Source organism: Pseudomonas sp. 1L-C-7-B-C1, from assembly GCF_057291635.1.
Map to the genome: position 1 here is coordinate 25,249 of NZ_JBXAWH010000003.1, position 15,301 is coordinate 40,549.

Sequence of the window (15,301 nt, forward strand, 5' to 3'; positions counted from 1 at the left end):
ACTAACAATCAGGAAATCCGCCGGTCCAACCTGTTCGCCGAACCGGTTGCGACAACGGGTTCACAGGTCGTCAGTATTCCAGGCAGGAGCAGCGCATGAGCATCAGCCCCACTTTTGATATCCGTAATTATGGCGCCAAGGGCGACTCCGTCACTGACGATACCATCGCCATCCAGAAGGCAATTGATGCCGCAAGCGCTGCGGGTGGGGGCAAGGTTTACATCCCTGGCGGCACCTGGCTCGTGTCGGACAGTGACGGTTCGGGCAACGCCTTGGCGCTGAAAAGCAACGTCACGCTCACCGGCGATGGTGCCGGTGACAGCGTGCTCAAGCTGGCCGATGGCGTCGGGCCTAATGCGACCGCGTCGAGCACCACGTCGCTGTTGGGCGTGGTAGCAGGCAGCACCGTTCGAGACGCGACCGTCAGCAATCTCTCGCTGGATGGCAATCAGGTCAACGGCGGCGGGCAGGTCAGTGGCTGGTCGCAGTCAGGGGCGAGCAGCACCAACTTGGTGATCGATGGCGTCACCGCCACCAACTTCAGCGGCAGCGGTTTCGACCTGACCGGCGCGTCGGTGCATTTGACGGTGCGCAACAGCACGGCCACGGGCAATAGTTCCGACGGCTTCGCACTGGGCGGGTCGCTCCCCGCATTGACCTTTCAGGACAACCGCGCGCTGGACAACAGCGGCAACGGCATCAATGTCGGGCTTGGCAGCGTGGCGATGTCGCTGACCGACAGCCTCGCTTCCGGCAACGCTGGCGACGGGATTCACGTCCATGAAGAAAGTGGCGTCGATACGGGCTTTTTCAGCGTCATCGGCGGCGACGTTTATGGCAACGGCGGCGACGGCGTGCACATGCGCGGTATCGAATACGGCGGCGTGTATCGCCTCGACATCCATGACAACGGCGGGTCGGGCGTCAACCTGCAGGGCACGACCCACATCGAAGTGTCCGACAACGTCATCCACGCCAACGCGCAGAGCAACGACGTGCCGGAAGTGGCGATCCGCAACCTGGGCAGCGAGAACGGCACGCAGAATTTCGTCTACGACAACCTGATCACTGGCAGCGCCGGATCCACCTTTGGCGTGGCCGAGGTACCGTCGGACGCGGCGAGCGTCGAGGGCAGTGTGATCTTCGGCAATGTCATCAATGGCACCCATGCCGGTGACATCAGCGCGGCGGGAAACCAAAGCCAGGTCTACAACAACAGCGATGTGCTGATCGTGCGCGGCAGTGCTGGCGCGGACACATTGATCGGCAGCCGCTCGGACGAACTCATCAGCGGCGGCGCAGGCCGCGATCGCATCGATGGCGGCGCTGGTGACGACGTGATTCATGGCGGCGCAGGCGCGGACCGCCTCAGCGGCGGCACGGGCAGCGACGTGTTTCGGTTCAGCTCGGTCAGTGACAGCTACCGCACAGCGACGACGTCGTTCACTGATCGCATCACCGACTTCGACGATGCCAGTGACCGCCTCGACCTGACGCTGCTGGGATTGTCCGGCCTGGGTAATGGCCACAACGGTACGCTCAAGGCGACCTATAACGCTGGCACCGACATCACCTATCTCTCCAGCCTGGACGCGGACGCTGCTGGCAACCGCTTCCAGTTGGCACTCGACGGCAACCACCTGAGCACGTTGGGCGCGGCGAATTTCTTCTCGTCGATTACCGGCACGTCCAGTGACGACAAGCTTCTGGGCACGGCCACCGATGATGTGCTGATCGGCGGCGCAGGGCGCGACAACCTGTCCGGCGACGGTGGCGCAGATCGCCTGCTCGGTGGCAGCGGTGGTGACACGCTGACGGGTGGGGCCGGCGCCGATACCTTCGTCTACACCCGCGTCAGCGACAGCCTGCGCAACGACGCCAGCGGCAGCTACGCCCAACGTGATGTGATCACGGATTTCAACAGCAACGGCCATGATCGCCTCGACCTCACGGCGCTGGGTTTCAAAGGGCTGGGCAACGGTTACGACGGCACGCTCAAAGTCGTGCTGAATCTGGCAGGCGATCAAACGGCGCTGAAGTCGCTGGAGCCTGATGTCGACGGCAACCGCTTCGAAATCCTGATCAACGGGAATCACCTCTACGACCTGACCGCCAGCAATGTGCTGTTCGCCAACCCGGACGACACCCGTGTCGATTCCTCCCAACCGCTGACTTCGGTGAACGCCACCGGCACCGCGGCCGCCGATACGCTGTATGGCGACTGGGGCAACGACACCTTGTTCGGCATGGCGGGCAATGACGTGCTCGCCGGCAGCGTCGGCGATGATTTACTGGTCGGCGGCGGTGGCAGCGATCGACTCACTGGCGGTTCCGGGGCGGACACTTTCCGCTTCGATCACATCAGCGACAGCTACGTTGGCGCGGCGGACCTGATCACCGACTTCACCACCGGCCACGACATTCTGGACGTCTCCGCGCTGGGTTTCACCGGCCTGGGCAACGGTCGCGACGGCTCCTTGCAGGTCGGCTACAACGCCAACAGCGACCGCACCTACGTGCGCAGTAATGAAGCGGACGGCGCAGGCCAGAAATTCCAGGTCACCCTGGCGGGGGATTACAGTCACAGCCTGCACGCCGAAGACTTCGCGTTCAGTGCGGCACCCAATGCGGCTGAGATTAAAGTGGTGGGTGTGGCGGCGCCGATGGACCAAGTGGTGTTGTCCGACGCCTGATTTCACGGGATGCATGTTGTCTATTAGTGGGACCGGCTTCAGCCGGGAAGAGGCCAGTCCAAACACCCGTGCATTTGGGGTGTGACACCTGACGCCTTCCCGGCTAAAGCCGGTCCCACAACTCGTCCGCAGCCAGTCCCATGCAAGGGGGCGCAGTCAATGCCACTGCACCCACTGACTCCAATCTGTCACACCCCAGCCCCTGAAATGCCACATTGACGCCGTAATGTCCTCGCCAATGAGATCGATCTCAAGCGAGTGAACATGAGTGACCTGAAAGACGTCGCACGGGTGGCCGGGGTTTCCAGAGCGACCGCTGCCCGATGTTTCGCCTCCCCCGACGTGGTGCGTCCCACCACCCGAGACCAAGTATTCGCCGCCGCGCGGGAACTGGGTTTTCGCCCCAATCTGCTGGGCCGCCAGCTGCGCCTGCAAACCACCCAGCTCATTGGGGTGGTCGTACCGAGCCTGCTGAATCCGGTGTTCGCCGAACAGTTTCAAGCCATGGAGCGCGCCGCGCGGTTGCGGGGCTACAACCTGTTGCTGGCGACCACCGATTACAGCGCCGAACGGGAAAGCGCGGTGGTTGAAGAACTGCTGCGTCAGCGTGTCGACGGCCTGGTCCTCACTGTGACCGATGCCCGTAGCAATCGCGTCCTGCAAAGCCTCAGCACCGAAGACACGCCCTTTGTCCTCGCTTATCACCAGCCCGGCAGCACTGAATACAGCGCGGTCTCGGTGGACAACCGCGCCGGCATGGCCCTCGCCACGCGTTATCTGCTGGACGCCGGTCATCGCCGCATAGGCATGGTGGCGGGGCCGACGCTGCAGTCCGACCGGGCGCGGCAGCGTTACGCGGGCTACTGCGACGCCATGGCTGAACACCGCTTGAACGCCATGGCCATCATCGAGATGCCCAGCCACACCGAGGCTGATTTCAGCGCCCTCGCGCCGTTGTTGAGCGGCCCTCAGGCGCCGACGGCACTGGTCTGCTCTAACGATTTGTTGGCGATCAGCCTGATCGCCGAGCTGCGCCGTCACGGTTGGGCAGTGCCCGAGCAGCTGTCGATCATCGGTTTCGACGGCATTGCCATCGGCACCCAGATGCACCCGACCCTGTGCAGCGTGGTCCAGCCCATCGCCGCGCTGGCGACCACTGTCATCGATCAATTGCTGGCGCAGATTGCCGGCGCCACCCCGACTTCCCATTGCCTGCCGTGCCACATCCGGCCGGGCGAAAGTACTCAGCCCTACAAGGAGACGCTCCATGATCCGCTTCAGTAAAACCCTGGCGGCATTGCTGCTGTGTGGCGTGGCCAGCCTGACCCAGGCCGCCGAAACCGCCATTTGCTACAACTGCCCGCCGGAGTGGGCGGACTGGGGCACCCAGCTCAAGGCCATTGCCGACAGCACCGGCGTGCAAGTGCCGCTGGACAATAAAAATTCCGGCCAGTCCCTGGCGCAATTGGTGGCCGAAAAAGCCGCCCCGGTGGCGGACGTGGTGTATTACGGCGTGACCTTCGGTTTGCAGGCGCAGAAAGCCGGCGTCGTCGGCACCTACAAACCCAAGGGCTGGGAGCAGATTCCCGCAGGCCTGAAAGACCCGGAAGGCCACTGGTTCGCGATCCACTCCGGCACCCTCGGCATCATGGTCAACGTCGATGCACTGGGCGGCTTGCCGATCCCGCAGAGTTGGGCTGATCTGCTCAAACCCGAATACAGAGGCATGGTCGGCTACCTCGATCCGTCCAGTGCGTTCGTCGGCTACGTCTCCGCCGTGGCGATCAACCAGGCCATGGGGGGCACCCTGGATGACTTCGCGCCGGCCATCGACTACTTCCAGAAACTGGCGAAGAACGCGCCAATCGTGCCCAAGCAAACCGCCTACGCGCGGGTGCTCTCCGGCGAATTGCCGATCCTGGTGGACTACGACTTCAACGCCTACCGCGCCCGCTACAAGGACAAGGCCAACGTCGCCTTCGTCATCCCGAAAGAGGGCAGCATCAGCGTCCCTTACGTGATGAGCCTGGTCGCCAACGCCCCCCATCAAGCCAACGCCGAGAAGGTGCTGGATTTCGTGCTCTCCGAGCAGGGCCAGGCGCTGTGGGCGAAGGCGTATCTGCGCCCCGTGCGCGCCATGAAGATGCCGGCAGACGTCGCCGCGCAGTTTCTGCCGGACAGCGATTACGCCCGCGCCGGCGTGGTGGATTACCAGCACATGGCCGACGTGCAGGAAGCCTTCGCCGCGCGTTACTTGAGCGAGGTCAAGTAAGTGAGCAGCACAGTTTTGAAGGCACAGGACGCCGCTGCCCGCGGGGCGCCGAAATGGCGTCTGCGCCCAACGGCCGCCTGGGCCCTGGCACCCGCGGCGGCCATGTTAGCAGCGTTCTGGCTGTTGCCGGTGGCGCACCTGATAGTGCTCGGCGGGCAGCACCGTGACGGCGCCGGCAGCGGTTATTGGCAAGTGCTCAGCAGCCCGCAATACCTGGGCAGCCTGGCGCAAACCTGCGTGCTTGCTGCGGTGGTCACTTTCGCCGCGCTGCTGGTCGGCGGCATCACCGGCGTGTTTCTCGCCCGTCAGCGCTTTTTCGGACGCTCGACACTCGTGGCGCTGCTGACTTTTCCGCTGGCGTTTCCCGGCGTGGTGGTGGGCTTTCTGGTGATATTGCTGGCAGGGCGGCAGGGGCTCTTTGCGATGCTGGGCCTGAAACTGGCCAGTGAGCGTTGGGTGTTTGCGTATTCCTTGGCGGGGCTGTTCCTCGGTTACCTGTATTTCTCCATTCCGCGGGTGATTCTCACGGTGATGGCGGCCTGCGAAAGCCTCGACCGCAGCCTGGAAGAAGCCGCGCATTCCCTCGGCGCCGGGCACTGGCGGGTGGTGTGTGACGTGATTATTCCCGGGCTGGCGCCGGCGCTGGTGTCGTGTGGCGCGATCTGTTTCGCCACGTCCATGGGCGCGTTCGGCACGGCGTTCACCCTCGGCACCCAGCTGAATGTCACCCCCGTGGCGATCTACAACGTGTTCACCAACTACGCCAACTTCACCGTCGCCGCTGCGCTGTCGGTGGTGCTCGGCGCGCTGACCTGGGCGGTGTTGCTGCTGGCGCGGCGCATGGTCAAGCCATCGAGGACGGTCCTGTGAAGCGTTCTTCGCTGTTCATCGCGCAGCTGCTGTTCACGCTGCTGGTCTGCGCCTTCATGTTGGTGCCGGTGCTGATGTCGCTGGTGGCCGGGCTGACCCGCAATTATTTTCAGGGCGTGTCCAGCGGACTGACCTTCGACTGGATCGTCCAGGTCTGGCAGGCGTACTCGCCGACGGTGTGGCTGTCCCTGCAACTAGCCCTGGCCTGCGCGGTGTGCGTCTGTGTGATCGGCGTCCCGGCAGCCTATGCGCTGGTGCGGATGAACAACCGCTTCAGTCGCGCCTTCGAGGAATTGATGGTCTTGCCCGTCGCCATGCCCGGCCTCGCCAGTGCCCTGGCCCTGTTGCTGACCTACGGCCAGTTCGGCAGTTTCCGCAGCAGTTGGCTGTTCATTCTGGTCGGCCACGTGCTGTTCACCCTGCCGTTTCTGGTGCGGCCGGTAATGGCAGTGATGCAGCGTCAACACCTGCCGACGCTGGAGGAGGCCGCCGCCAGCCTGGGTGCCGGCCCTTTTCGCCGTTTTTTCAGCGTGGTGGTGCCGAACTGCCGGGCGGGGATTCTCGCCGGCGTGTTGATGGTGGTGACGCTGTCCCTGGGTGAATTCAACCTCACCTGGATGCTGCACACGCCCATGACCAAAACCCTGCCGGTCGGCCTGGCGGACAGTTACGCCTCGGCGCGGCTGGAAGTCGCCAGTGCCTACACCCTGATATTTCTGTTGATGATCGTGCCGCTGCTGGTGGCGTTGCAGGCCATCAGCGCACGCCTTTCCCGTGGAGAGCAAAGATGACTGGAACCACGCTGCGCCTGATCGGCTGCCGCAAGGCTTTCGCCGACGGCACTGTCGCCGTTCACGACCTCAACCTGACCATCGAGGCGGGGGAGACCCTGGCCATCCTCGGCCCGTCCGGTTGCGGGAAAACCACCACGCTGCGGATGATCGCCGGACTGGAGCGGCCGGACGTCGGCCAGGTGTTCTTCGGCGATCAGGACGTCACCCGTCTGCCCATTGAGCGTCGTGATGTCGGCATGGTTTTTCAGAACTACGCACTGTTCCCCAACCTCACGGTGGAAGGCAACATCGCGTATGGCCTGAAGGTGCGCGGCATGGCCGTCGCCGAACGCAACAAGCGTTGCGCCGAACTGCTGGAACTGGTCGGCCTGCAGGAACACGCCAAACGCGGCATTCATGAGCTTTCGGGCGGGCAGCGTCAACGGGTGGCACTGGCCCGCGCCCTGGCGCCACGGCCTAAAGTCCTGCTGCTCGACGAGCCCCTTGCCGCACTGGACGCGCAACTGCGTGAGCGCTTGCGCAGCGAACTCGATCAGCTGCTGCGCGGCCTTGGCATCACTTCGGTGTTCGTCACCCACGATCAGGGCGAAGCCATGGCCCTGGGCGACCGGATTCTGGTCATGCAGCAAGGGCGTATCGCCCAGCTCGGCACCCCGCGGGAAATTTATCAGCAACCGGCGAATCCGTTCGTGGCCGGTTTCGTTGGCAATCTCAACGCATTCACAGTGGCCGGGCGTACCGCCAGCGGCCTTAAGGTCAGCGGCGGCGTACTCCCATGGGGGGAGGCGGGCGAGCCGACGACGGTGTATTGCCGGCCCGAGCATCTGCGGGTGGTGAGCAGCGAAGGGCACCTGCACGGGCGTTTGCTCGGTCAGTTCTTTCAGGGGGCGCAAAGCCGCTTGTTGATTGAGGTCGGCGCGGCGCAACCGTTGCTGGTGGACAGCGCCGACAGCGTTATTCACGCGCCGGGCGATCACATTGCCCTGGCCATCGAGCCGCAGGCGCTGTTCGCCTTGCACCCGTAATTCTTGTCTGGATAAGTTGAATGTCGAATGCCCCGTTTCTCATCGCGCAGATCAGCGATCTGCACCTCAAGGCCGGCAACAAGCTGACCTATGGCGTCGTCGACACCCTCGGCGCGTTGCGTCGCGCGGTCGACCATCTCAACGCGAGCACGCCGCGCCCGGACATCGTGGTCATCAGTGGCGATCTGGTGGATTTCGGTCGGCCGGATGAATACGCCGTCCTGCACCCCGAGCTGGCGCGCTTGGTCGTGCCGTACTACCTGGTGCCCGGTAATCATGACGTCCGCGAGCACCTGCTGGCCGAATTTGCCGACCACGTGTACCTGCCGATCTCGGCCGAAGCACCACTGGACTGGGTGGTCGAAGCCCATCCGGTGAGGCTGATCGGTCTGGACTCGACGATCCCCGGCGCCCACGGCGGGCAAGTGCTGGACAGTCAGATGGCCTGGCTGGATGAAGTGCTCGGTCGACGTCCCGCCGTGCCGACCCTGCTGATCATGCACCACCCGCCCTTTGTCACCGGCATCGGCCACATGGACCGCGAAGCGTTCATCAACGGTGCTGCGCTGGAAGAAGTCATTGGACGCCACCCGCAGGTCGAGCGGGTCTTGTGCGGGCATCTGCATCGACCGATGCAACGACGCTTCGCCGGTAGCATCAGTTGCACCTGCCCGGGCACCTCGCACCAGATTGTGCTCGACCTGCGCGATGATGCTCCGGCGCATTTCAACCTCGAACCGGCAGGCTACCTGCTGCATCGCTGGGATGCGGAGGAGGGCCTTGTGACCCACAACGGCGTGTTCGGTGAGTATCCGGGGCCGTATCCGTTTTATGACGCGCAGGGGTTGATCGATTAGCACGCTCCATCTCGGAGGTTGTCCTAGCGCGTTGGCCCGGCGGCGCGTGAATGTTCTGCGGGCGCTGATGATTGGCGTACGACTGAAGTGGGTTACCTATAATCAGTCTATAGTCGTTCTATAATCGCCTATAAACGTAGATTTCACCCATATCTATAATTGGTCTATAGTCACTCTATAATTGCCTATAGAGCTGTGCAGAGATCTACAAATGTCTGAAATCCTCTACCACCGTCCCGAGCTGGCCACCCGGCTCTCCAAGCTGATCATGCAGGTGTCGGTGGGCAGTTCCGCCAGCTCCGGCGTCTTCCTGGCAGCGCCACGGCGTACCGGCAAATCCACCTTCGCCCGCGAAGACCTGCGCCCTGCGCTGGAAAAAGCGGGCGCGATCGTGCTGTACGCCGACCTCTGGCAAGACCTGACCAAAGACCCTGGCCTTGTCATCGTGGAAGCCATCCGCGAAGCGGTTGGTCGAAACGATGGCTTCATCACACGGCTGGCCAAGGCTTCCGGGATAGACAAGGTGGCTGTTGGCGGCTTGAATTTCAGTCTGGATAAAATCGGCCTCGGCAAGGACATCGACCTCACCACGGCGCTGGTGGCGCTCTCCGACGAATCGCAGAAGCTCATCGTTCTGATGATCGATGAAGCGCAGCATGCGATCACAACCGAGGCGGGTGTGGCAGCGCTGTTCGCGCTCAAGGCGGCGAGGGACGAACTCAACAGCTCCCGGCACCATGGCCTGCGCATCGTCTGCACCGGCTCGAACAGGGACAAGCTGGCCATGCTGCGCAACAGCAAGGACCAGGCGTTCTTCGGGGCGTCGATGGTGCCGTTCCCGACGCTTGATCAAAACTACATTGACTGGCTGTGCGCCAACATTGATCTGCCATCCCCGCTTGATCCGGCGGAGGTGTTCCAGCTGTTCAAAGAAAGTGGCTATCGCCCCGAATTGCTCGGTGCTGCAGCTGATGCCATCCGCTTTGACTTTTTCATCGACCCTGAAAACGTACGTGAGCGGTTTGCCGAGCTGGTTCGGGCGCAAGCGGATGAGCTGAACGCGAATCTCAAGAAGGTGATCCACAGCCTCACCCCGATCCAGTCCGCCGTGATTCGCGTCATGGGGAGCATGGGCGAAAGCTACGCCCCCTTCGAGGCGCCCACCATGGCGTTGTACGCCGCAGCGATGGCGCACGCAGGGACCGCGGAAAATGACATCAAAGTTGAAGTGCCGGGCGTGCAGCAAGCGCTGATTGCCCTGCAGGAAAAGAACCTGGTGTGGAAGGCTTCGCGGGGTGTCTATGCGGTGGATGAGCACTTGATCGTTGATCTGCTTCGCGCCGACGGGCTGCTGGAAGGCTTGTAATCTCGCGGCAGCCCGGAACGGTTACCTCTTGAGGGCGATGGCCTCCTGGACAAGGCACTCAAGGGCGAACTGCTCGGTGTAGGTCATCTGAATGGGCGTTGTTTCGCCCTTGACGGTTCTTTCGCCATCCAGGATGTAGCGGATGCGCTTGTCGGTGACACCGATACGCTTGGCGATCCACGAAGGTGTTTGGCCAATCCGCGAAATCAGCTTGTCGGCGTATTCGGTGGAAGGGTTATAGAGTTCTGCGTTGGGTGTCATGTGACGTCCGGATAGAGGTGAGGCGCTGTGTGTTCAGGCGAATGCCGCACAGTGTGCCAATAACCGGGCTGCGTCGCGACCCCAATGGTGTTCGCCAGCGCTGCGACGGGTCTAGAGGGGGAGGGCCCGGGGAAGAGATTCACCCTGGGCTCACGCGCTGCTGCCCGTCCTTGGTGCCCGTGCAAATGCGGCAGAGACTGATTCAGGCAAAATCAGGTTCTGAAAATGTTATAGCCAACGTGCGTGAAGATTTAATCATGGCGGCACACTCATCACTCGTGACGGGCTTACTGAAAAGGTAACCCTGAATTTGATCGCAACCATGTTTCACAAGCAGCTCTAGCTGGTCGAATGTTTCGACACCTTCCGCAATGACGTTCAAATCCAGTTCGTGTGCCAATACGATGACCGCTCGGGTGATCGCCGCGTCTTCATGATTGCTTGTTATATCTTTTATGAACATTCTATCGATTTTAAGCGTGTCGATAGGGAATCGCTTCAAGTAGGCCAGGCTGGAATAACCCGTTCCGAAATCATCCACCGAAAGCCCTATGCCATATGACTTTATCTCTCGAAGTATTTCAACTGCCGACTCGGGTTCAATCATCAGCACGGATTCGGTGAGCTCGAACTCTAAAAGAGCGGGGTTGATACCGTATTCTTCCAGGATATGCCTGACGATTTTAGCCAGCCCTTTTACCTGAAGCTGCCTGGCTGAAAGGTTGATGGCGATCGGTACCACCCCGAGATGGTTATCTTCCCAACCTTTCAGGGTTTCACAGACTTTCCGGATGACCCATTCGCCCACGGGAATGATCAGGCCGGTGTCTTCAAGCATAGGGATAAAATCGGCGGGAGAAACGAGGCCGAGCTCTGGATGTTTCCACCTCAGTAAAGCCTCCAGACCACTGATGCTGCCGTCTGTGAGGCTGACCTTGGGCTGAAAATGCAGAATGAACTCGTCGCGACCAAGTGCGCCCCGCAATAGCGTTTCAGTTTGCAAACGCTTGACGGCACTTTCATTCATCTCGGCAGTGTAAAACTTATAATTATTACGACCGCTCTTTTTTGCATGGTACATGGCGGTATCAGCGTGCTTGAGGATGACGCCAGCGTCATCCCCGTCAAAGGGATAATTAGCGATGCCAACGCTCGCTGAAACGAATATATCCTGGCCACGAAGATTAAAGGGTTTTGCCAAAGCGTCGACAATATGGGTCGCGAGCGATTTGATGGAGCTCTCCGAATAAGCAGCCTGTGTGACAACAATCGAAAATTCATCGCCCCCCAGCCGCGCAACCAGGCTGTCGTCATCGGTATGTTCTTCCAGGCGCCGGCTCGCCTGGATGAGCAACTCATCTCCTACGGCATGCCCCATGGTGTCGTTCACGGTTTTGAATCTGTCCAGATCGATGAACATGACGCTTATTGCAGATGGCGTGGATGCAGAGCGGCTGATTGCAGCGTGCAGGTAATTATTCAGGAACCAGCGATTGGGCAGATGTGTAAGCGAATCATTTTCGGCCAGATAGGTAAGCCTTTTCTTTGCGTCATCCCGTTCAAGCGCAGCTGCCAGCAGGTTTGCCAACGTTTGGAGGTAGCTAACGTCTTCAGGTGTAAACGCGTGCCCTGTGGTGGCATAAACCCCGAGCACACCTTTATAGGCCTCCCCGCAAGGTACATCGACCTCAACACGGCTTCTAATGCGCTCAGCTCCCACTGTGTCAACCGACAGCAATTTGTACTTCGCATCCGGCGTATCGGAAATATCGAGCCCGGCAGAAGAACCCATACCGCTCAAGAATGCATTCGTGTCGCTATTGCGGATATCAATGTTGGTCAAGCCAGTTTCAGCGTTGAGGATGACTCCGTGACTCACGCGATCAACGACTAATAAAGCGGCCTTACTCATGCTCAACCCTTGCGCCGCTGTCAGTGCGGCCAGTTCACCCAGGGCGCTGACGTTTTCCTCTGTCAATGCCTGCTGGCCAAACAAGGCGATCAGGTGTTGCCTTCTGGCGTTATCCAGAATCGCCACCTCAAACTCTTTTCGATCGGTGATATCGATGTCGATGCAGATATATTTTTCAACGCCGCCCCTGTCATCGAGAATAGGGATGATGGTGCGTTGATGCCATTTCTCCGTACCGGCCTGACCTGTAAGCCTGACCTCACCGTTCCACACTTCACTTTCAGGCGCCCACTGCCACGGCTGAGTGGCTGAAGACATGCCGTTCCAGACTTGATCAATCGTCAGCTCTAAAAGCTCGGCGCGGGAACGCTGTGAGCTGGTTACAAATCGTTCGTTGACGTAGGTGATGCGACCGGAGGGCGAACATTCGCAGACGATTGAAACCTCATCCAAGGCGTTTTTATGCTGCACCAAGGTGTTCATCAACGATTCGATGCGCTGACCAAAGTGATTACGCATATTCGCCGCAGTACGGTTTACCGCTTTGATTGCCTCCTGTATTTCGACGGGAGCATCCGCGACCAACATCGCTTCCGCTGCCACTGCGCCGGACGCGATTTCCGCTTCATAGGAGTGAAGCTTGTCCAGGTGGGCAAGGGAACGCTTGATCACCCATCCCATCAACAACAAACTTGTGAGCAAAAAAAGCACTGCCAGGACGGTAGCTTGCACCACCAAATTACAAAGTTCGGTCGCTATTTTCTCGGCGTTGAATGACAGGCGCATCACGCCATAGTCTTTTCCACCAATCGTTATCGGACGGTTGACATCGAATAATCGTGCAGCGACCTCGGCCTCTATCCACGCGGGGGCTCTGCCAACCGGCGCACTGGGCGCCTGCAGGCGAATGACGCCACCCGACAGGTCAATAAACATGGCGGATTGAAACGGCGAGCGAGCCAGGGTCTTTTCGAGGGTTCTTTTGATGGTGTCGTAATCGCCGATGACGACACTTTCCTCCACGGCCTGCGCGGCCACCTCTATCAGCATGTTGGCGGTGTCTTGGATTTCCTCGATATGCTGAAGAAGCTGATTTTTATAAAAAAGACCCAGCCCGGCCGTAAGAAACACCACTATCAGAATTGACAGCATCCCCAATATTTGCGACGTCAGTGATTTGGGCAGCAGGCTTTTAAAGAAAGTCATTAATAGCCTCTTCAGCTAAATGTCAGATTATTTACTTGAGGTTTGCCGGCAAGCCGCTGTAGAAATCACGATAGGAAGCGTAATCCGCCGCCGTCGCAGGAATAAAGGTAATCGGCGCGGGTGCGTGGACCAACTCGGTCGCCTCATGAAGAATCTTGCTGCCGTCTTTGTCGTACTGCATGTTGAAAAATGCGTTGGCTACCGCATCAAGTTCTTTTTGTGAAATACGAGGGGAGACCATGAGGGCTAAATCATTGAACGAGGACGAATTCCACAATACGCGGAACGTCTTACCTTCTCTTTCCGTGTAGCCGCTGACAAGCTGTGAGTTGACCCCCATCGCCTGAGCCTTGCCGCTGAGCAGCTGGCTGAAGGCGCCGTCCATGTTTCCTGCAAATACCGTAGACGTATGTATTCCTTTCTTTACCAATTCCGAGCTGGTGACTTTATAAGCAATGAACGCTTCGGGCCCGGGGTACACGACCTCCTTGCCTTCCAGTTCAGAAAGGCTATGGATGGGCGAATCGGCAGGAACCACGATTTGTCCTTCGAGGGCAGGCGCGTCGCGGCGACCAAATACCTTCCAGCCCATTTTGTCGCGCTCAGGGCTAAAGAGATGATTGGTGAAAGCGAAATCAACTTCTTGTGCGAGCACATAACTGGTGGTGTCAGAGGATGTGCGCCCTAATTTCAGCGTGAGATTCACGCCACTTTTTTCGGACACATACCGTATGATCGGGTTCCAAAAACTGGCTGAGAGATTAAGATTGTATTGATTGACGGGCGAAAAATTGTAGACCTTAAGGTCTTCAGAGACAGCCACATTTGACAGCCCAAAAGACAGCGCAATAATAATAGCTTTGCAGGTTAGGCGTAACGTCACGTGTGCACTCCTGATGGTGACTGACTTTTCACTCAAAGGCGATTAAAGCCAGATTAAACTCGGCAATCTAGATTAATCGGCTGATGAGCGGAGATCTAAAGCACCGGCTGCATAAATAAATAGTTAACTTCATTGGATCCACTAAGCCGCATAGGCCCAATGGATACCAAGCACCATGATTGCATTCGGTGCAGATCGTCTTGAGTCACCCAGACTTCAGCGCCTGTTCAAGATGTTCAAGCAGCACGCGCACCCGGTTGGGTACGTACTGACGAGTAGGAAGTACTGCTGCTATGGACAGTTGCTCAGGCACCCCATCTTCCAGCTCGACGAGGACCAGACTGCCCTCCGCGAGGGCGGTGCGTACGTCCCAGTAAGTCAGCATGGCCAGACCGAGTCCCAATTTGCTGGCCGCTCTGACGGACTCGACACTATTTGCCGAGAACGATGCTTCGGCACGGATGGATACCTCTTCCCCCTGATGGACAAATGGCCAATAAGGCATGCCATGCAGGCCGATGCATTGATGACGCTTAAGGTCTTCAAGGTGGGTTGGCGTACCCTGCCTGGCGAGATAGCCAGGACTGGCGCAGATGACCCGTGGGTTCGGAGCAAGCGCGCGGGCTACCAACCCGGAATCGCTGAGTGTCGCTATGCGGATCGCGACGTCGATACCCAGGCCCACGATGTCTACGATGCGATCAGAGAGTGTCAGGTCAACCTGCAGCGCCGGGTTTTCCGCAAGCAGCCGGGGGATCAACGGCATGATCATCTCCTGGCCGAACACGGTGGGAGCGGTGACTCTCAGTAGGCCGCTGGCCGCTCCGGCATTCGCTTTCAATGTGGCGCGCGCTGCCTCGTTAGCCTCCAGCATGCTTCTGGCGAACGGTAACAATACTTCTCCCTCGGGCGTGAGGGACGCAGAGCGGGTCGTTCTTTGAACAAGCCGCACCCCTAATTCTTTTTCCAGAGAGGCAAGTCGTCGGGACACTGTCATGGCTGACAGTCCAAGTCGTCTCGCCGCCCCTGAAAGGCTGCTGGCGGTTGCCACGGCAGCGAACACTTCAACATCCAGAATCTGCATCGATTATATCTCTCAGCGTTACGCCGCCTTATCTCCCTGGCCGTCTTATACCTTCACCTGATCACGGATATTGTCACC

At 59.6% G+C, this 15,301-nt stretch carries 12 protein-coding genes; 8 read left to right on the forward strand and 4 right to left on the reverse strand.

From position 1 onward, the window contains the following. Positions 1-95: 95 nt before the first annotated feature. The 8 genes from AC0Z8Z_RS05670 (at position 96) to AC0Z8Z_RS05705 (ending at position 9,877) form a co-directional block, all read left to right on the forward strand. Positions 96-2,693: a M10 family metallopeptidase C-terminal domain-containing protein gene (locus AC0Z8Z_RS05670; RefSeq protein ID WP_485618313.1), complete on the forward strand. Its 2,598-nt coding sequence runs from the start codon at positions 96-98 to the stop codon at positions 2,691-2,693. A gap of 264 nt (positions 2,694-2,957) precedes the next feature. Continuing rightward, positions 2,958-3,977: a LacI family DNA-binding transcriptional regulator gene (locus tag AC0Z8Z_RS05675; protein WP_485618315.1), complete on the forward strand. Its 1,020-nt coding sequence runs from the start codon at positions 2,958-2,960 to the stop codon at positions 3,975-3,977. Continuing rightward, a complete protein-coding gene (locus tag AC0Z8Z_RS05680; RefSeq protein ID WP_485618316.1) occupies positions 3,961-4,965 on the forward strand; it encodes an ABC transporter substrate-binding protein in 1,005 nt (334 codons plus the stop codon). The genes AC0Z8Z_RS05675 and AC0Z8Z_RS05680 overlap by 17 nt, the downstream gene beginning before the upstream one ends. A 102-nt stretch (positions 4,966-5,067) precedes the next feature. Then, a complete protein-coding gene (locus AC0Z8Z_RS05685) occupies positions 5,068-5,835 on the forward strand; it encodes an ABC transporter permease (RefSeq protein ID WP_485618673.1) in 768 nt (255 codons plus the stop codon). After that, positions 5,832-6,626 carry an ABC transporter permease gene (locus AC0Z8Z_RS05690; protein WP_485618318.1) on the forward strand — a complete coding sequence of 265 codons (795 nt, stop codon included), beginning with the start codon at positions 5,832-5,834 and terminating at the stop codon, positions 6,624-6,626. Before AC0Z8Z_RS05685 ends, AC0Z8Z_RS05690 begins: the two co-directional genes overlap by 4 nt. Then, positions 6,623-7,654, forward strand: a complete 1,032-nt coding sequence (locus AC0Z8Z_RS05695) for an ABC transporter ATP-binding protein (protein ID WP_485618319.1) — start codon at positions 6,623-6,625, stop codon at positions 7,652-7,654. The genes AC0Z8Z_RS05690 and AC0Z8Z_RS05695 overlap by 4 nt, the downstream gene beginning before the upstream one ends. 20 nt (positions 7,655-7,674) lie before the next feature. After that, positions 7,675-8,511: a phosphodiesterase gene (locus tag AC0Z8Z_RS05700; protein ID WP_485618321.1), complete on the forward strand. Its 837-nt coding sequence runs from the start codon at positions 7,675-7,677 to the stop codon at positions 8,509-8,511. A gap of 211 nt (positions 8,512-8,722) precedes the next feature. After that, positions 8,723-9,877: an ATP-binding protein gene (locus tag AC0Z8Z_RS05705; RefSeq protein ID WP_485618322.1), complete on the forward strand. Its 1,155-nt coding sequence runs from the start codon at positions 8,723-8,725 to the stop codon at positions 9,875-9,877. A 21-nt stretch (positions 9,878-9,898) separates the two neighbouring features. On the opposite strand, the gene AC0Z8Z_RS05710 is transcribed toward AC0Z8Z_RS05705, so the two are convergent. The 4 genes from AC0Z8Z_RS05710 to AC0Z8Z_RS05725 form a co-directional block, all read right to left on the reverse strand. Further along, the gene (locus tag AC0Z8Z_RS05710; RefSeq protein WP_065988840.1) at positions 9,899-10,138 is read right to left on the reverse strand and encodes a hypothetical protein; all 240 of its coding nucleotides are present in this window, start codon (positions 10,136-10,138) and stop codon (positions 9,899-9,901) included. A 202-nt stretch (positions 10,139-10,340) separates the two neighbouring features. Then, positions 10,341-13,256, reverse strand: coding sequence for a putative bifunctional diguanylate cyclase/phosphodiesterase (locus AC0Z8Z_RS05715; protein ID WP_485618324.1), 2,916 nt, complete (start codon positions 13,254-13,256; stop codon positions 10,341-10,343). A 31-nt stretch (positions 13,257-13,287) separates the two neighbouring features. Then, positions 13,288-14,139: a phosphate/phosphite/phosphonate ABC transporter substrate-binding protein gene (locus AC0Z8Z_RS05720; RefSeq protein ID WP_485618325.1), complete on the reverse strand. Its 852-nt coding sequence runs from the start codon at positions 14,137-14,139 to the stop codon at positions 13,288-13,290. Positions 14,140-14,344: 205 nt separating this feature from the next. Further along, entirely contained in the window at positions 14,345-15,223 is an 879-nt protein-coding gene (locus AC0Z8Z_RS05725; protein WP_485618326.1) for a LysR family transcriptional regulator, read from the reverse strand. Between the last annotated feature and the right edge of the window lie 78 nt (positions 15,224-15,301).